This window comes from Streptomyces sp. 8N114 (genome assembly GCF_052245835.1).
In the GTDB taxonomy this organism is placed as follows: Bacteria; Actinomycetota; Actinomycetes; order Streptomycetales; family Streptomycetaceae; genus Streptomyces.
Map to the genome: position 1 here is coordinate 45,965 of NZ_JBQQBT010000015.1, position 16,689 is coordinate 62,653.

The window sequence follows — 16,689 nt, forward strand, 5'->3', positions numbered from 1 at the left end:
TCTGACCAGCAGCTGAAGAAGGGAGGCACCGTGCCCGGAAGGTATCCGCGGGCCCGCGCCACCGCACTTCCCCTCGCGCTCGCGGCGCTGATCACCTCGACCGTGACGGCCTGTGGCGGCACCGACACCGTCAACCGGTCCAAGGTGCCCGAGCAGCGCACCGACCCCGCACTCCGTGCGCTGCTCCCCGAGGACATCCGCGACAAAGGGAGCCTCACCTCGGCTGTCGGCAACGACTATCCGCCGCTGTCCCTGCTGGACATCGACAACAAGACCGTCATCGGCGCCGAACCCGACCTCATCCGTGCCGTCGGCCAGATCCTCGGCGTCCGCGTCCGTCTGGTGCAGGCGAACTTCGACAGCATCATCGGCGGCGTCCGGTCCCACCGCTACGACGTGGCGATCCAGGCCATGCTCGACAAGAAGGAACGCCAGTCGCAGGTCACGTTCGTCGACTACATGAAGACCAGCAGCTCGATCCTGGCCTCCGAGAAGGCCGCAGGAAGAATCCGCTCCCTCTCCAGCCTGTGCGGCAGCCAGGTCGCCGTCGAGCAGGGCACCTCGCAGGTGGACGACGTGGCGGCGCAGGCGAAGAAGTGTGCGGCGGCCGGCAAGCCGGAGCTGGAGAAGCTGGTCTTCCCCGACTCCGTCGGCTGCTTCCAGGCCCTGTCCACGGGCCGCGCCGACGCCTTCGTCGGCGGCACCCCCACCGTCATCTACCAGGCGGAGATGTCGCACGGCAGGCTCCGCACGGCCGGCAAGCCGTACCGCTTCCTGCCCTACGGAATCCTGATCAACAAGGAGGAACGAACCTTGGTCCGGGCCATCCGCGGTGCCATGCAGAAACTGATCGACAACGGCACCTACGCGAAGATCCTCAAAGCATGGGACATCGAGTCAGGGGCCCTTGAGCGCGCCACAGTGAACGGGGGCGGGGCATGAGCCAGACCCTCGCCCGTGCGGACCGCGGCAGCGCGGCCGAGTCGCTGACCGCCGTCCCGCTGCGCCGTCCAGGGCTGCGCGTCGCCGCGGTCGTCATCACCTTCTTCCTAATCTTCCTGCTGGAGGGCTGGATCACCAACCCGCGGATGCAGTGGGGGACCGTCGGCGAGTTCCTGTTCTCGCCGGTGATCATGGAAGGGCTGCGGACCACGCTGCTGCTGACGGCGCTCGCGATGGCGCTCGGCATCGCCGGCGGTGTCGTCCTCGCCATCCTGCGGATGTCCAAGAACCCGATCCTGTCCCGGCTGAGCTGGGGCTACATCTGGATCTTCCGCGGCACCCCGCTGCTGGTCCAGCTGCTGTTCTGGTACTTCCTGTCCGCGGTCGTCCCCACCGTCGGGCTCGGCATCCCCTGGGGGCCGACCTTCGTCCAGGCCGACACCAATACCCTCATCACCCAGCTCACCGCCGCCGTCCTCGGCCTCGGGCTGCACGAGGCGGCGTACATGGCCGAGATCGTCCGCGCGGGCATCACCTCCGTGGACGACGGCCAGAACGAGGCGGCCCAGGCGCTGGGCATGTCCCGTGGGCAGACCCTGCGCCGCATCGTGCTGCCGCAGGCGCTGCGCATCATCATCCCGCCCACCGGCAACCAGGCGATCTCCATGCTGAAGACCACCTCGCTGGTCTTCGCCATCGCCGTACCAGAGCTGCTGACCTCCATCCAGGGCATCTACTCGCGCAACTTCCAGCAGGTCCCGCTGCTGGTCGTCGCCTGCTTCTGGTACCTGGTGGCGACCTCGGTCCTCAACATCGGCCAGTACTACCTGGAGCGGCGCTTCGGCCGCGGCGCCAGCCGTGATCTGCCGCCCACCCCGCTCCAGCGGTTGCGCGCCGCAGCCCGGAACCACCGTGAGGAGAAGGCACTGTGACCCCCGCAGCGACCTCGACCGTGACCCCCGCCGTGATCAGAGCCGAGAGCGTGCACAAGAGCTTCGGCCGTACCGAAGTACTCAAGGGCATCGAGCTGACCGTCGCGCCCGGCGAGGTGATGTGCCTGGTGGGCCCCTCCGGCTCCGGCAAGTCCACCTTTCTGCGCTGCATCAACCATCTGGAGACCATCGACCGGGGCCGGCTGTACGTGCGCGACGAACTCGTCGGCTACGAAGAGCGGGACGGCAAGCTGTACGAGCTGAGTGAGAAGGCCGTCGCCCGGCGCCGCCAGGGCATCGGCATGGTCTTCCAGCGCTTCAACCTCTTCCCGCATATGACCGCGCTGGAAAACGTCATCGAGGCTCCCGTCCAGGTCAGGAAGGAACCGAAGGAGCAGGCACGGGCACGCGGCACCGAGCTGCTCGACCGCGTCGGGCTGGCCGACAAGGCACGCAGCTACCCCGCGCAGCTCTCCGGCGGCCAGCAGCAGCGGGTGGCCATCGCCCGTGCCCTGGCCATGGAGCCCGAGCTGATGCTCTTCGACGAGCCCACCTCCGCGCTCGACCCCGAACTCGTCGGAGAGGTGCTGGAGGTGATGCGGTCGCTCGCCGAGGACGGCATGACCATGGTCGTCGTCACCCATGAGATGGGCTTCGCGCGGGAGGTCGGCGACTCGCTGGTGTTCATGGACGACGGGGTCGTCGTCGAGACCGGCCGGCCGGCGGACGTACTGGGCGCCCCGCGCCATGAACGCACCCGCGCCTTCCTCAGCAAGGTCCTCTGACCGCCGCCACCCACCCCTTCGTTCCGTCACCCCCCAAGGGAGTTACTCCATGACCACCCGAGCCGTCGTCATCGGCGCCGGAGTGATAGGCGCCGCGACCGCTCACCGCCTGGCCGAAGCAGGCATCAGCGTCACCGTGCTCGATGCCGGCGGCCCTACCCCGGGCACCTCCAGCGCCACCTTCTCCATCGACGTCACCCATCTGAAGACCCCGCACTCCTACTTCCTGCTCAACCAGCGCAGCGCAGCCCTCCACCGCGAACTGGAGGAAGAGATCCGCGCCGCGGGAGGCAGCGCCGGCTGGCGGCATCCCGCACCGCTCGTCCAGTGGGGCCACACCGAGGAGGAACAGCGCACCCTCCGCGCGCGTACCGAGCGCCTGGCCGGCTGGGGGCACCCGTGCCGCACCGCCGACCCCGGCGAACTGCGCACCCTCGCGCCCGGTGTCGACCCCGCGGCCTGCCGCGCGCCCGAGCTGGTCGTACACGACGAAGCGGCCTGGTACGACGCGCCCCTCCTCGCCCGTACGCTGCTCGACCGTGCCGCGGCCCTGGGCGCCGACATCCGCTACGACAGCCCCGTCACCGCTCTGCTGCTGGACGGCGGGCGGGTACGCGGCGCCGAGGCGCGGGGCCGGCGCTTCGAGGCCGACCATGTCGTCAACTGCGCGGGGCCCGACGCCGGGCGCATCGCCGAACTGGCCGGGGTACGGCTGCCGCTGCGGCAGATCCCCGGGCTGGTGGGGGAGTCCACCCCGCTGGCCGACCCGCTGCGGGCCATCGTCGCGACGCCCGGCGTGGATCTGCGCCCGGCGCCGGGCAACCGGGTCTGCGCCATCTCCTGGCCGGTCGACGCCCTCCTCACCCCGACAGCGGAAACCCCCGTACCTCCCGAGGCGGACCTGCTCAGCCGGTGCGCCGCGCTGCTGCCCGCCTTCCGCGCACTGTCAGGCACCCGCATCGGGGTCCGCCCCGTCCCCGAGGACGGCCTCCCCCTGGTCGGCCCGCACCCGCAAGCCCCCGGCCTCTACACCCTCACCACCCACAGCGGCGTCACCCTCGCCCCGCTCCTCGCCACCCTCGCGGCACAGGAACTCACCACCTCCACCCCCGTCCCCGACCTGGCCCCCTACCGCCCCGACCGCGACACGTCGCAGCCGATCCGCGATGAGAGTCTCGCCGTGATGAGTGGGCACCGCGCGGACGCGTAACCGTGCCCGGCGGCTCCGCCTGGTGTCACCGTGTGTGGTCGCCGGGGCGAATCGGCTCCGGTGGCGCCCTTCCCCCGGGGGGAAGGCCGCCATCGACGGGATACCCATCAGTCGGCCAGGGTGATATTCCACCGTTGGTCGTCGTTGTCGGATTGCGCATTGTTCACATAGGCGGCCTCAGGGGTAAGGGCGGCAGGTGGCTTCCCCTGCTCAAGTGCCTTCTTTCCAGTGCCGTCGGCCGGGACGCGCTCGTTCAGGAAGGTGTAGTTGCCCGGGGTGCCACTGCGTGTCCATTGTTCGCTGATCCCGTCGTTGCAGTCATACATCTGAGCCGGGCTGCCTGCCGGGCCGCCATCGTGGTATTCGACGTCCAGGCACTTGCCCGAGCGCACGCTCTGGATGTAGTAGGTGCTGGCACCCTGTCCGCCGACGGGGAGCAGCCGCCATTTCTGGTTGTCCCTGCCGTTACACGGGAGCACCAGGACCTTGCCGCCGTTCTTTTCGATGGTGTTTTCGTCCGCGTCCAGGCAGTCGGTCGTTGCCCAGCCGTTTCTGGCCCTGATGGTGAATGCTTCCGACCGGTCTCCGCCGGTGTTGTCGAGCTTGAGACGGCGCACGAAGGATTCTGCCCACTTCTTGTGGAATGCCTCGCCGCCGAGTTCCTGGTAGGACTCATGACCGGCGGAGTAGATGCCAGCCTGCAGTTGCTTGGGCAGCGGGAGACCGAGGAACTCCTCTTCAGCGTTGCACACGGGGTCGTCGCGCCGGCAGAGTTCCGTGGTCCTCTTGTGAACCGACTCCGGCAGGAGCTTCGCTCCCAGCATGCCGGAGCCCTTCGACTCCCTGGACGTCAGGGGCTCTCCCGTCTCGCTGAGAAGCACCCGGTACGGAGCCTCGGAGCCGCGGGAGTACGGGTCGGCGATCAGCAGAACCGACGTGACCATGGAGGTGACGGAATCATCGACCTTGTCACGCAGGGCATCGCTGATGACGTTCGCGCCCTGCGAGTAACCAATGAGACCGATGCTCGTCCCGGCGCAGCGTGTCCTGTAGTCGTTCAGGGTTTGCGCCAGCTTGTCGACACCCGCGTTCTTTGACAGCTCGTAGCCTTTCCCAGGCGCGGACAGCCCCAACTTCGCCGGATACTCAAGCGATATGTATTGTGTGCCGGCACCGCCCTCCGTGCGGGACGGCAGGAACTTGGCCGCCTCTTTGACGAAGGAGCCGACACGAGTTCCCATGCGGAATTCGGGTTCGTCGGTGTATTCCTCCTCAGAACCGCGAACTCCGATGACCAGGTACTGCGGACATGTTGTCCCGGCAGCGGCGTTGTACTGCGCTCCGGATTTATTCCTGCTCGACTTTCCGGGTTTTCCGTCCGGTGACACGGTGGGGCCGATCTGCTGCACAGCCAGTACGGCAGCGACGACCAGTAAGAGCGTGGTGACCAACCACCCTGTGGAGCGCTTTGTCAGGCGCGGCATTTCTTTCCCCCGTCTCCTCGGATATGCGGGCAGAACACGCCATCGAGGCTTCGAATGATGACCTTGTCGCCGACTGTGGTCCCCTCCGCCTCAGTCGGCCATCCCATGCTCAGCCAACAACGCATCTCGGAGCGAGCATTTCGACGCTGCTCGAATAGTGCTGGTCAGTGGGCTTGTGTCAGGTCCGGCCGTATCCCCGCGACGTGAGGTTCAGGGGGAACTCAGTGGATGCTCTGCGTGGATGAGCTGCATTCCCAGCGAGGTGGCCATGTGGTGGGCGCTGCCGCCCGTGCGGTGAGTGGTGATGAGTCCGGCTTCGCGCAGCACGGTGGTGTGGTGGGAGACGGTGGCCGCGGAGAGCCCGGTGCGGCTCGCGAGGTCGGAGGTCGTACTGTGCCCGGCGGTGAGCGCCTCCAGCACTGCGGCCCGGCCGTGGCCCAGTAGCGCAGCCAGTTTGGTCCGGCGACTTGACGAGGCGTCCTCCGTGGTGGGGAGCCAGACGGTGTCGTGGCTGACGGGGTAGACCACCACCGGAGGAAGGGCCGGGTGCAGGTAGATCATGGGTTCGCGACCGCAGAAGAAGGACGGGATCAGACGTACGCCGCGGCCTTCGAGGTGGAGGTCCCAATCGTGATCCGGACAGGTGAGTTCGAGCACGGGGGGCTTCCACGAGATGGTGGGGTGCAGTCGGGAGAGCATCGCGTCCAGTCCTGCAGCCAGTAGCGTCCGCGCCGCGGATGAACGGGCCGCCTCAACACGTGCCTCCACATGCTTCCGGATGGGAGCGATGGCCGCCCGGTGCCAGTCACGCACGGCACCGCTCACGGTCTCCAGGGCCCGCGGGGAACCGTCGGCGAGCGAGCCCGCCCATGCAGGCAGCGGCCTGGCGGTGAAGCGGGTGAACGTTTCCAGATCGCTACGGAGAAACGATTTCGGCGTGTGCAGCAGCGCGTCCAGGCCCGTCTCAAAGTCCGTCGTTCCGGGCGGGGTCATGAAGTCGGGGCAGAATCCGTCGGCTGGTACCAGCGCCCGCAGTTGGTGGACGGAGTGCGGGATCCGCGGGCGCGCCCAGCGCCGCCATGGCCCGAAGGCGTTGCCCGGCCGCCGCTGCTGCAGCACTCGCAGACTCATCACTGTCTCGTGCAGCGGGTCGAGCCCCTGCGCAAGGGACACCCGGAGGAGATCGTCAGCCGTGAAATGGATCCGGAACGCCACTCTGCCCCTCCCCCGAAGCCGGGGCTGCGCCGCAGGCAACCTGCCGACTCATAGCACCCCCAACCTCCTTACCCACACCTGGCAGTCGCACCACCACGCACCCGGCACTGAACCAACAGCGACCCTGACCGTCGGGGCTCCGACTGCCTCTGCGCAAACCGACGATGCTCAAGCCTGAGCACGAACGGAAGGAAATACCGCCGGGGTGTGCTGCTGTTCCGCGCGCGGAAGCAAGCTCACCCTCTGGGACAACGCGCCCTGCGCCTGTGAGGGTCCGCCACGCGTGGCAGCCCCTCATACCGATGTGAAAACCGGACGGGAGTTCTTCCGCAGATCTGCTGCTCACCGGGCCATGTCCGACAGGTCGGCACCGGAAGCGTCCCGTCAGCGCGCTAATGTCCTGGTATGGAACAGCGCATCAGTCTGGTCACGCTCGGGGTATCCGATGTGGCGCGGTCTCGGGCCTTCTACGAAGCTCTGGGCTGGCGGGGGCAGGAGGTCGAGGAGACCGTCTTCTTCCAGGCGGGGGGTCTGGGCCTGGTCCTGTGGGGGCGTGACAAGCTCGCGCGGGACTGCGGGCTGACAGGCGGGGCGGCGGGCGGCTTCGGCGGGATCGTCCTGGCACACAATGTGCGCTCCGACGCCGAGGTCGATGCTCTGCTCGCTGCCGCGCAAGGCGCCGGAGCGACCGTGAGCAAGCCCGCGGCCACCAACGCCATCGGCTTCTACTCCGGCGCCTTCGTCGACCCGGACGGCCACGCCTGGGAGATCGCACACAACCCCGGATTCCCGCTCGCCGAGGACGGGTCGCTCACCATCCCCGACTTCGGCACGCTCCAGGGCTAGGGCGGCGGGTTTGCGTACCGCCCCGTAAGGGGCGCACCGAGCCCCGCGGTCACAGCACCGTCACCGCCGCGGCGTTCAGCACCAGGGCGACGAGGGACAACGCGGTACGCAGCAAGTGCCAGCGCCGCCACAGAGGGCGGGGGTCCTCCCAGTCGTCCGGCAGCGCTGTGGGGTCCGTCACGGCCTTGACCCGCCGGTTGATGGGGACGTTGCACAGGTGGGAGACGGCGGAGACGCCCAGCAGCAGCACTGCCGCGACGGCGAACAGGGTGCGGGCAAAGGTGCCGTCGGCCACGAAGGCGAGGGCGAGGGCCAGCACCGTGGACGTCAGCACGACGACGGGCATGGTGGGGTCCCAGTTCCGCCCCAGCAGCTTGTGCGCATGCACATAGGTGCCGGTCTCCATGGCGAACAGCGCCGGCAGCACGCTGAGCGCCACGGCGAAGAGGACCCCCGCCGTGACGCCGCTGCCGAGGAGAACGGCCACTCCGAGGACAGCGTCCATCCTCATCGCAGGTCAGCTCCCGGCGGGGTGCGTGTCCACGGTCAGCTGGGCGATGGACCGCATCGTGGCGTCGCGGAAGTAGGCGGCGAAGCCTGCCGGGGAGGAGGTGTCGCGCTCCTCGGCGAGGTAGGGCTGGAGCTTCTCCTCCAGGATGTGGACGCCCTTCTGCTGCGCCATGTGTTTGCCGACCGCTGCGAAGTCGCCCTCGTAGTGGATGACGCGCACCATCACGTCGTCCTTGATGAAGACGCCGGTGCCCAGCAGCCGACCGGCCGCCTGGCCGTCGTCGCCGGTCAGATCGGGGGTGTCGACGCGCTTGAAGTTGGCGAAGATCTCCGCGATCTCCTCCTCGTGGCCGGGCTTGACCCGGTAGGTGATTGCCGCGTAGGGCATCAGATTCCTCCATCGACTGTGAGCGTGGCGCCCGTGATGTAGCGGGAGGTGTCACCCGCGAGGTAGAGGACCGCGCCCGCCACGTCCGCCGCGGTGCCCAGCCGGCCCAGTGCCGTCATGCCGGCGAGGCGCTCGACGAGCTGCGGCGGCAGTCCGGCACCCGGCTCGTCCTCGGTCGCGGTGACACCGGGCGCGACGGTGTTGACGCGGATGCCCCGGCTGCCGACCTCCTTGCACAGCGCCCGGCCGAAACCGACGAGTGCTGCCTTGGAGGCGGAGTAGTGGGTGCCCAGTGGCCGCCCCCGCAGGGCGACCGATGCGCCGACGTTGACGATCGAGGCGCCGTCGGCCAGCAGAGCGTGGACGGCGCGGGTGACCAGGTAGGCGGAGGTGACGTTGGAGTCCATCAGCCGGTGCCATTCGGTCTCGTCCAGGTCGGCGAACTTGCTGTGCCCGTCGACGCCGACGTTGTTGACCAGCACGTCGAGACCGCCCAGCTGCCTCCCGCACTCCTCGGCGAGGCGGGCGGTGTCCTGCGAATCGGTGACGTCGGCGCGTACCAGGTGGTGCTCCGCGCCGGTCGCTGTCAGTGCCCCGGCCAGTGTGCGCGCTTCGTCACCCGCCGTGCGGTGGGCGACGACCAGGCGGGCACCCGCCTCGGCGAAGGCCAGCACCGTGGTACGTCCGATACCGCGGGTGCCGCCCGTGACCAGGACACGCTTGCCGGCGAGCCCCGGCGCGGGCAGCACACCGGCTTGGGTACCGGCGGCGCTCATGCCGCATCGGGCAGGTTGGCGTTGATCATCTTGAGCAGCAGCCGGGGCGTCTCCGCCTCCACCACGGCGTCGTCGGACAGTTCGACGCCGTACTCGCGCTTGATGACCCCGGTCACCTGGAGCAGCGCGAGCGAGTCGTAGCCGAGTTCGAGGAACGGCACGTCCAGGGCCGCCTCGTCGGCGATGTCGACGTCGTCGGCCTCGCCCGCGCACTCCAGCAGCTTCGCGGCCAGCTCACGCTGGGTGAACTCGCTCACTGGATCCTCCCTCCGTCTTTCGTCCATACGTAGAACGGGTTGGCCATCGCGTCCTTGGGCTCCTGCCAGTTCGGGTCGTAGGGCGACACGCACTGCGCGAGGCGGGTGTTGATGTCGTCGTAGAGGGGGTGGCTGCGGGCGCGGTAGAGGTTGGGGGTGATGTCCTCGTCCGCCTCGACGAGGTGGAAGTACAGGTCGTGGAAGGTGAAGAGCGTCCGCCGCGCCACCCCCACCATGTGGGGCAGCTCGGTCGCGTCCGACTCCGCGAAGATCTGCGCGATGGAGTCGGTCTTGCCCGGCTCCATCCGCGCCACTATGAGCGTCCGGTGTGCCACCGTCGGCCTCCTTCGGGAAGGTGTGGAGCAGCCCGTCCCGGTCGGTAGGCGGGCCTGCCGCGCAGCGTGCCAGCAGCCTCTACAGCCCCGCTCGATCCGCTGCGGTAAGCCGCGGCGGCTGTGGCATACGCGGCTCCTCCCCCGCCGGCGGGAGAAACCGGCAGCGCCGCAGGAAGGTCAGTGGCCGGTCGGGGTGAATCCGTCCCTGAAGGTGTCGAAAACGGGGCGGTGGGTGTCCCACTGGGCGTTGGGGGCCGAGAGGTAGAGGTCGTACTCCCGGCCGCCCGCGCGGCCGAAGCCCAGGTCGATGGCGCGGTACATGCGGGCCTTCCCCTGGACGGTGAACTCCCAGATCGCGGCGGGCTGTTTCCGGAAGGTGGTCTTCTGCATGCGCAGCCTGCGGTACACGGAGTAGTTCTTCTTGGTGTTCGCCTCTATGTCCCTGAAGTGCTCCACAGGGTGCGAACCCGCGGGGTCCACCATCCCGACGGTGATGCCGACCCGGCGGGTCTTGTCGCCGTAGGTGACCGAATCGCTCGTCCGACCGATGACCTTCCAGCCGTCCGGCACGGGGAAGGAAGCGTCGAACTTCTTCTCGCTGACCTTGTGGAAGCCCTTGGGCACGGGGGGTGGCGAGTACGACGGTGCTGCGCTGGGGCGCTCTTTCTGGGAGCGCTCTTTCCCGGCGTCCGTGTCACGGTCGGACGTCGCGTAGATCGCGCCCGTGACAGCGGTGGCCGCAGCCGCCACGGCGACGATGGCCGTGACGAGGACCCGGCCCCTCCTGCGGCCTCGGCGGCGCGGTTCGCGTCCGTCGTCCGGCCGCGGGGGTTCCGCGGTCTGTGCTGGTGCTGTCGGAAGCAGCACATCGGTCGATCCGGTCGGTCCGCCGGACCGGGCTGCCCGCAGTGCCTGCTCGGTCTGCTCCGCCGACGGCCGCTGGTCCGGATCCTTGAGCAGCAGCGCTTCGATGAGCGGCGCCAGCGGCCCGGCCCGCTTCACGGGCTCCAGCGGATCGACGGCAATGGCGTACGCGACCTCCATCGCGGTGTCCCGGTGGAACGGCAGTCGGCCCTCCACGGCCTGGTACAGCGTCGCCCCCAGCGCCCACAGGTCCGAGGCAGGGCCGGGCTTCTGCCCGCGTATCCGCTCCGGTGCCATGTAGGGGAGAGAGCCGACCATCTCGCCGGTCTTGGTCAGCGTGGAGGCGTCGGCGGTCATGGCGATGCCGAAGTCGGTGAGCACCACCCGGCCCTCGGTGCTCAGCAGGACGTTGCCGGGCTTGACGTCGCGGTGCAGCACACCGGCGGCGTGCGCGGCCCGCAGCGCGGCGACCATGCCCAGGCCGATACGGGCCGCCTCCTCGGGCGGAAGAGTGCCCTTCTCCTTGAGGAGATCGCTGAGTGTGACCGCAGGAACGTACTCCATGACGATGCAGGGCTGACCACTGTCGTCCACGACGTCATGGACCACGACCACATTGGGGTGCACGATGCAGGCGGCGCTGCGCGCCTCACGGCGCATGCGTTCGTAGAGCGTGGCGAGGTCGGCTTCGGACAGTTGCGGCTGCGAGTGCAGCCGCTTCAGCGCGACCTGGCGGCCCAGGACCTCGTCCTGGACGCGCCACACCGTACCCATGCCGCCACGGCCGATCTGCTCGGTCAGCCGGTAGCGCCCGGCGATGAGCCGCCCCTCGTCCGACACGACCTACCTCGCTTCCGGCCATTCACAGTGCCTCGCCACCATAGCTGGCGCTTCATCCGACCGACCGGACGGTCTGCGCCCCGAAGGGGCGCGGGGAACTGCGCGACAAACCACAGCCAACCCGCAGCCTGCGGGCGGCGGGCAGGGACAGCCCCTTCCCGGAACGGCTACCGCAGCGGACCCGTGATCACGGCCCGCCTCTGCGCGGCCTCCCGCGACAGCAACAGCGGCCTGCCGATCAGCCTGCCCTCACGGCGTACGCCGCTGGCGTGCACGCCGTAGCCGCCGAAGGGCTGGTTGCCGTCCTCCATATCGAACGCCGTGGCGTCGCGGAGGACGACGGCCGTGCCGAGGGTCTGGCCGGTGAGCCGCGGCTCACCGAGCACGGCCGCGTACATCCCGCGCTCCAGCTCCAGAGGGTGCCGCGCCCAGGCACGCAGCAGTTCGGGGTCCTCGTAGGGGACGACGCAGAAGAGCGGCCCGGCCAGCTGCGGCGGGTGGAAGCCGGGATCCTCGTCGAAGACGAGGAGGGAGGGCTCCACCTGCATCCGCTCCAGATCGGTTCCGCCGCCCACCACCACCCGGTCGGCGTGCTCGGCCAGGAACCGGGCCGCACCTTGGACGGCCTCCCCGTAGGTGAGCGCGGTGAGGACGGCGTCGGGCCAGCTGCGGGCACCGACCGTCAGCACGGACAGCTCGGCGCGCAACTGCTCGACCAGCGCGTTCAGCCGCAGCCGGTGGACGAACAGCACATCGGGACAGAGCCGGTCCTGCCCGGAGTTGTACAGCCGGGCGCGCAGCACGGCACGGCAGGCGGCGGCCGGGTCGGTGCGCGGGCCGACGATCAGCGGGTTGGGCGCGTGCCCGGAGAGGAGGATGAGCGGTCCGTCGCCGACCCCGGTCATCAGCCGGCTGCCGGCCTCGGCGGAGCCGGTGTGGACGACGGCGTCGGACTCCGCGCAGACGGGCATGAAGTCGCTCTCGTCGGCGTCGGTGAACCGGATGCGCGCCGCCAACTGTGGTTCCAGCCTGCGGCTGATGGTCTGGTGCACCTCGTAGGCCGTCTCCCGGATCCGCGGTGTGGGCCGTACCACGACCTCGTCGCAGTAGAGCGCGGGCACCAGGCAGTCGCGCACGTAGGAGTAGAGCGCGGTGTGCTGCGGGAGGACGACAGAGATCCGGGACAGCTGCGGCACTCCCGTGCGGGCCAGCTCCCAGGGCGCTCCGGCCACCGCGCGCAGCGAGCGCAGCAGTTCGTCGCGGGCACTGGCATAGGTGGCGAGCCGGGTGAGGGCGCTCAGCAGCTCGGTGCGGCTGTGCAGCAGCGCGGTGCCGGCGCCCGTGGCCCTCTCGTGCGCGGCCTCGAGGTCGGGCCACGTGCGGGTGACGGATTCCAGCACGGGCATGGAGGGCTGGGTCATCGACGACTCCTCGGGCGCGGGCGGGGTCGGTCCGACCGGCTTCAACCGGCCCTCGACCCCGCCGGGTTACCTTTCCCTGCGGCTCACCGCCGCATTTCCGAGGAATCACCGATGTCGTTCGATGTCATGCCAGTGACGGTGATTTCAGCGTAAGCGGACAAGGGCGGGGTGTCGAGAGGGGCGACCTGGACCAGGAGTCGACCACGAGGGGGACCATCATGACTCTCACCGCGCACACCGGCCTCGTTGCCCACCCGGACCTCGCCGCGCACACCGGCCTCGCCGCTGCCCCGCAGCAGCCGGCACCGGCCGGTCAGCCGCTGACCTGCCACTGGGACACCGTCCGTGCCCTCGTGCGCGCTCTGCACGAGCCCACGGCTGCCGCGGAACCGGGCGCCCCCCAGGAGCCCGCCGCCTTCACCCCTGACGGTGAACTCCCGTCACTCGACGGCCCGTTGCGCACCTTCCTGGCCCCCGCGGCAGCGCGCATCGTACGGCTGCCGGACTATCGCGGCACCCGGCTGCACCTGCTCGACATGTGCCACGGCCCGGGGTCTCGTTCGGTGCAATCCGGCGGGGCGCTGGTGATGGTCGCGCGCGCTGTGCAGCATGTGCGGCGGACCGGCCAGGACGTCACGCTGCTGGCCCCCTCGTCCGGCAACCGGGCCACCGCGCTCCGCGATGCCGTACTGCGCGCCCAGCAGTGCGGGCTGGCGGGCCCGGACCAGGTGCGGGTCGTCAGCCTGGTGCCCGCCTGCTCGCGGCACAAGGTGGCGGACTCGGCGCTGGCCCGGCACCCGCAGCTGCGCCGCCGCAACCCGCTGGTGGTCTACCACGGTTCGGAGCCGGGCGCCGTGCACGAGCTGGCCGCCGCGTACTGCCGGGAGCGCGCTCGCACGCTGCGTACCGGGACGGGCACCGCGCTGTGGTACGTACGCGATCCGGTCGACCAGCGGGCGGTGGACGCGCTGCGCGCTTTCGTGGAACGGGACGCGCTGGGTGCCGCGCCGGCCGCGGGGCGGGTGCACGCGCAGGCGGTCGCCACCGGGTCCGGGCTGCTGGGGCACCGGTTGGGCAGCACACTGGTGGACCCGGACGGTGTGGTGGGGTCGGCAGGGCCGGCCTCGGCGCGCTATCTGCTGGTGCAGCAGCTGCACAACCCGGACCTGGTCCTCCATCTGCTGACCGGATCGTTCTCCCGGGAGGGCGTGCCGCCGTACGAGTACGACCGGGCGCGCCGCGTCCACCGGCAGCCGCCCGAGAGCCTGGACCCGCACTTTCCGCGTACCACGCACAGTCCCGAAGAGATCCTGGAGCCCACCTTCTTCACCCGCGCCCCCGGGACGGCGCCCGAGACGAGCGCGCTGGTGCGCACGCACGGGGGCGGCGGAATCGTCGTCTCGCGCTACGAGTGCCTGGCCCGCTATCCGTCCGTACGCGCCATGCTGCGCCCGGCAGGCGTCGAACTCCCCGCCGACCCGGCGCGGCTGGCCGAGTGGTCGCTGGTGATGGCGCTGACCGGAGTCATGAACGCCGTTCAGCGGGGCCTGCTGGCCGAGCCGGAGGTGGTGGTGCACAGCACCGGCTCCTACAGCGCGGACGACGACCGCGCTCCGGTGCCGGACACGCGCGCACGGTACGCGGACTCCGTCGACGAACTGCACGCCGTCGTCAGCCGGGCACTCGCCCCGCACGGGTGGCGGCCGTGACGGCGAAGCCCGGCCGGTCCGGCGACCGCCCGCCGCCCGCCGGGCCGCTCGTACTGTCCCGGCAGTCCTACGACGAACTGTTCGAGGTCGCCGCGGCGTTGCTGACACTGGTGCGCAGAGCGGTACTGGCGCTGGCACCGACCTGGCCGGAGCGGCTGTGCGCACTGGGCGCTGACCCCGCCGACCATCTGCCGCCCTCGGGACTGGAGACCACGGAGACGGACTGCTGCACCCTGCTGGCCGGCGCCGATTTCGTGGCCGACGGGACGGGCCCACGGCTCGTGGGCCTGGACACCGGCACCGTCCTCGGCAGCACGGGCGAGATAGCGGCGCTCAGCTCGGCCGGCCAGGAGAAGCTGCCGGAGCGGCTGTTCGGGTACGACCCGCGTGCCGCGCTCGCCGACGCGCTCGCGGACCTGTGCGCCCGCCGGGGGCTGCCGCGCAGCCTGGCCCTGATCGGCCCCGGCTTCCACCCCGACGACGTGCACGACTTGCGGCAGCGCTGCTTCACCGCCGATCTGCTGGACCCCGGCCGACTGCCCGGCGCCCTGGGCCGTCCCGGCGGGCTGCGCTACGCGCTGGGCCTGCTGAGCGGCGCACGGCAGACAGGCGGTACGGACCTCGCGCCCCTGCGGGACGCGCAGCGCGCCGGGCTGTTGCTGCTGCCGCCGCTCAGCAGCTCGCTGCTGGCGGACAAACGGGCGCTGGCTCTCGTCTCCGAGGGGCTGCCCTGGATGACACGCGGCGAGCGCGCACTGGTGGAGCGCCGGCTGCCCTGGACGCGGATCACCCTGGCGGGCCGCACCTCGTGGCACGGCACCGAGCAGGAGCTGCCCGGACTGCTGCTGACCCAGCGCGAACGGTTCGTGCTGAAGCGGGCCGTCGCCGGGGCGGGGCCCGTCGTGGTGGGCCACGGGACGGACGAGCGCACATGGGCCGCGGCGGTGCGGCGGGCTTTCGCACAGGGCGACAGCGTGGTGCAGGAGTATGTGCGGCCTGCCCCTTCGCCTTCGCCTCTGGCGCTGCGTGCCCTGTTGTTCGCCGGTCGCCCCGGCGGAGCCGTACTGGCCCGCTAGGGCTGTCCGGCGGATCTTGCGTACCCGGCATGGGGTGCTGCGCTTGCCCACCCTGCTCCCCCAAGCTCTTCGAGCAGGGGGTACCCCCAGGGCGCAGACTGCCCAAGCTTCGCAGCGCAGGGGATACGCGCCCCGTCAGGGGCGCGGGGAACTGCGCGAGCAAGCACAGCTCACCCGCAGCCCGCGGACAACGGGCAGGGGCACCCCCTTACGGGCCGATACGCCGCGAAGGCGTATCAGCCGCCGCGCAGCGCCCTCAGCGGTCCCCCGCTACCGCTGAAAGCCACATCGCGGGCGGCGCCGGTCAGCTCCAGTTCGACCGAGGAGTCGAGCACGGCGCACTGGAGTCGCTGGAGGTCGGGCGAGGGGTCCAGGCCCAGTTCGCGGGAGAGGACGCCGCGCAGCCGCTGATAGACCTCCAGCGCGTTGCCGCGCCTGCCCGAGCGGTAGAGGGCGAGCATGAGCTGGGCCTGGATGCCTTCGTGCAGCGGGTGCTGTGCTGCCAGCCCGGAGAGTTCGCCGACCAGTTCGTGGTGGCGCCCCAGAGTGAGGTCCACCTCGATGCGCTGGTTGAGGATGCCCAGCCGCGACTCCTCCAGCCGGGTGGCCTCGATCTCCAGCAGCGGTCCGCACTGCACATCCACCAGTGCGGGGCCGCGCCACAGTTCCAGCGCCCTGCGGAAAGAGGCGGAGGCGCCCACGAAGTCGCCGGCCTCCAGCGCCCGGTGCCCGGCACCGGAGAGCCGTTCGAACTCACAGACGTCGACCATGCCGCCCTGGGTGTCGAGCAGATAGCCGCCCGACTCGGTGATCAGCACACTCTTGGCGCCGTTCGGCAGGTCGGCGGGGAGCCGGTCGCCCAGGGCCGCCGCGATGAGGTTGCGCAGCTGCAGTACGTACGTCTGCAGCGTGGTCTGCACGCTGCGCGGCGGCGACTCCCCCCACAGCTCCTCCACCAAGGAGGCGACCGAGACCACCTGGTCCGGGTAGAGGGCCAGCAGGGCGAGCACCTTTCTCGGTTTGACCGCGGTCGGGACGACGGAGACCCCCGATTGGACGACCCGGCAGGGTCCCAGCACGCTGATGTCCATCTCTCGCT

The 16,689-nt window shown here is 70.3% G+C and carries 17 protein-coding genes; 7 read left to right on the top strand and 10 right to left on the bottom strand.

The annotated features are described in order from the left end of the window. The first annotated feature begins 30 nt into the window (after positions 1 to 30). From ACTWQF_RS25800 to ACTWQF_RS25815, 4 genes are read left to right on the top strand one after another with little or no spacing between them, the layout of a single operon-like run. The gene (locus ACTWQF_RS25800; RefSeq protein ID WP_443282072.1) at positions 31 to 942 is read left to right on the top strand and encodes an ABC transporter substrate-binding protein; all 912 of its coding nucleotides are present in this window, start codon (positions 31 to 33) and stop codon (positions 940 to 942) included. After that, entirely contained in the window at positions 939 to 1,874 is a 936-nt protein-coding gene (locus ACTWQF_RS25805) for an amino acid ABC transporter permease (RefSeq protein ID WP_443282074.1), read from the top strand. Before ACTWQF_RS25800 ends, ACTWQF_RS25805 begins: the two co-directional genes overlap by 4 nt. 32 nt (positions 1,875 to 1,906) lie before the next feature. Then, a complete protein-coding gene (locus ACTWQF_RS25810; RefSeq protein ID WP_443282171.1) occupies positions 1,907 to 2,659 on the top strand; it encodes an amino acid ABC transporter ATP-binding protein in 753 nt (250 codons plus the stop codon). Positions 2,660 to 2,708: 49 nt separating this feature from the next. After that, a complete protein-coding gene (locus ACTWQF_RS25815) occupies positions 2,709 to 3,869 on the top strand; it encodes an NAD(P)/FAD-dependent oxidoreductase (RefSeq protein WP_443282075.1) in 1,161 nt (386 codons plus the stop codon). 107 nt (positions 3,870 to 3,976) lie between these two features. On the opposite strand, the gene ACTWQF_RS25820 is transcribed toward ACTWQF_RS25815, so the two are convergent. Both ACTWQF_RS25820 and ACTWQF_RS25825 read right to left on the bottom strand, forming a co-directional pair. Beyond that, entirely contained in the window at positions 3,977 to 5,353 is a 1,377-nt protein-coding gene (locus tag ACTWQF_RS25820) for an RICIN domain-containing protein (RefSeq protein ID WP_443282077.1), read from the bottom strand. 210 nt (positions 5,354 to 5,563) lie between these two features. Next, positions 5,564 to 6,568 carry an ArsR/SmtB family transcription factor gene (locus ACTWQF_RS25825; protein ID WP_443282079.1) on the bottom strand — a complete coding sequence of 335 codons (1,005 nt, stop codon included), beginning with the start codon at positions 6,566 to 6,568 and terminating at the stop codon, positions 5,564 to 5,566. Positions 6,569 to 6,973: 405 nt separating this feature from the next. On the opposite strand from ACTWQF_RS25825, the gene ACTWQF_RS25830 reads away from it, so the two are divergent. Further along, on the top strand, positions 6,974 to 7,414 hold the full coding sequence (locus ACTWQF_RS25830) for a VOC family protein (protein ID WP_443282081.1): 441 nt from the start codon (positions 6,974 to 6,976) through the stop codon (positions 7,412 to 7,414). A gap of 49 nt (positions 7,415 to 7,463) precedes the next feature. Here the strand turns inward: ACTWQF_RS25830 and ACTWQF_RS25835 are convergent, their stop codons facing one another. The 7 genes from ACTWQF_RS25835 to ACTWQF_RS25865 all read right to left on the bottom strand — a co-directional run bounded on the left by ACTWQF_RS25835 (position 7,464) and on the right by ACTWQF_RS25865 (position 12,805). After that, on the bottom strand, positions 7,464 to 7,919 hold the full coding sequence (locus ACTWQF_RS25835) for an anthrone oxygenase family protein (RefSeq protein WP_443282172.1): 456 nt from the start codon (positions 7,917 to 7,919) through the stop codon (positions 7,464 to 7,466). A 12-nt stretch (positions 7,920 to 7,931) separates the two neighbouring features. Continuing rightward, on the bottom strand, positions 7,932 to 8,312 hold the full coding sequence (locus ACTWQF_RS25840) for a SchA/CurD-like domain-containing protein (RefSeq protein WP_443282083.1): 381 nt from the start codon (positions 8,310 to 8,312) through the stop codon (positions 7,932 to 7,934). After that, entirely contained in the window at positions 8,312 to 9,088 is a 777-nt protein-coding gene (locus tag ACTWQF_RS25845) for an SDR family NAD(P)-dependent oxidoreductase (RefSeq protein WP_443282084.1), read from the bottom strand. Before ACTWQF_RS25845 ends, ACTWQF_RS25840 begins: the two co-directional genes overlap by 1 nt. Then, positions 9,085 to 9,345: an acyl carrier protein gene (locus tag ACTWQF_RS25850; protein WP_443246523.1), complete on the bottom strand. Its 261-nt coding sequence runs from the start codon at positions 9,343 to 9,345 to the stop codon at positions 9,085 to 9,087. Before ACTWQF_RS25850 ends, ACTWQF_RS25845 begins: the two co-directional genes overlap by 4 nt. Beyond that, positions 9,342 to 9,680, bottom strand: coding sequence for a TcmI family type II polyketide cyclase (locus tag ACTWQF_RS25855; RefSeq protein ID WP_443282085.1), 339 nt, complete (start codon positions 9,678 to 9,680; stop codon positions 9,342 to 9,344). Before ACTWQF_RS25855 ends, ACTWQF_RS25850 begins: the two co-directional genes overlap by 4 nt. Positions 9,681 to 9,857: 177 nt before the next feature. Then, positions 9,858 to 11,384, bottom strand: coding sequence for a serine/threonine-protein kinase (locus ACTWQF_RS25860; RefSeq protein ID WP_443282086.1), 1,527 nt, complete (start codon positions 11,382 to 11,384; stop codon positions 9,858 to 9,860). Positions 11,385 to 11,551: 167 nt separating this feature from the next. Beyond that, positions 11,552 to 12,805, bottom strand: a complete 1,254-nt coding sequence (locus ACTWQF_RS25865; protein WP_443282087.1) for an aldehyde dehydrogenase family protein — start codon at positions 12,803 to 12,805, stop codon at positions 11,552 to 11,554. A 218-nt stretch (positions 12,806 to 13,023) separates the two neighbouring features. On the opposite strand from ACTWQF_RS25865, the gene ACTWQF_RS25870 reads away from it, so the two are divergent. Next, positions 13,024 to 14,514: a DUF6002 family protein gene (locus tag ACTWQF_RS25870; RefSeq protein ID WP_443282088.1), complete on the top strand. Its 1,491-nt coding sequence runs from the start codon at positions 13,024 to 13,026 to the stop codon at positions 14,512 to 14,514. Further along, positions 14,511 to 15,590 (top strand): hypothetical protein, encoded by a 1,080-nt coding sequence (locus ACTWQF_RS25875; protein ID WP_443282089.1) that lies wholly within the window; start codon positions 14,511 to 14,513, stop codon positions 15,588 to 15,590. The genes ACTWQF_RS25870 and ACTWQF_RS25875 overlap by 4 nt, the downstream gene beginning before the upstream one ends. 236 nt (positions 15,591 to 15,826) lie before the next feature. On the opposite strand, the gene ACTWQF_RS25880 is transcribed toward ACTWQF_RS25875, so the two are convergent. Next, positions 15,827 to 16,681: an AfsR/SARP family transcriptional regulator gene (locus ACTWQF_RS25880; protein WP_443246518.1), complete on the bottom strand. Its 855-nt coding sequence runs from the start codon at positions 16,679 to 16,681 to the stop codon at positions 15,827 to 15,829. Positions 16,682 to 16,689: the final 8 nt, after the last annotated feature.

Coding starts and splice junctions, on each gene's coding strand:
- ACTWQF_RS25840 (WP_443282083.1), bottom strand. CDS start 8,312: ATGCCCTACGCGGCAATCACCTACCGGGTCAAGCCCGGCCACGAGGAG.
- ACTWQF_RS25830 (WP_443282081.1), top strand. CDS start 6,974: ATGGAACAGCGCATCAGTCTGGTCACGCTCGGGGTATCCGATGTGGCG.
- ACTWQF_RS25880 (WP_443246518.1), bottom strand. CDS start 16,681: ATGGACATCAGCGTGCTGGGACCCTGCCGGGTCGTCCAATCGGGGGTC.
- ACTWQF_RS25865 (WP_443282087.1), bottom strand. CDS start 12,805: ATGACCCAGCCCTCCATGCCCGTGCTGGAATCCGTCACCCGCACGTGG.
- ACTWQF_RS25835 (WP_443282172.1), bottom strand. CDS start 7,919: ATGGACGCTGTCCTCGGAGTGGCCGTTCTCCTCGGCAGCGGCGTCACG.
- ACTWQF_RS25815 (WP_443282075.1), top strand. CDS start 2,709: ATGACCACCCGAGCCGTCGTCATCGGCGCCGGAGTGATAGGCGCCGCG.
- ACTWQF_RS25845 (WP_443282084.1), bottom strand. CDS start 9,088: ATGAGCGCCGCCGGTACCCAAGCCGGTGTGCTGCCCGCGCCGGGGCTC.
- ACTWQF_RS25805 (WP_443282074.1), top strand. CDS start 939: ATGAGCCAGACCCTCGCCCGTGCGGACCGCGGCAGCGCGGCCGAGTCG.
- ACTWQF_RS25870 (WP_443282088.1), top strand. CDS start 13,024: ATGACTCTCACCGCGCACACCGGCCTCGTTGCCCACCCGGACCTCGCC.
- ACTWQF_RS25820 (WP_443282077.1), bottom strand. CDS start 5,353: ATGCCGCGCCTGACAAAGCGCTCCACAGGGTGGTTGGTCACCACGCTC.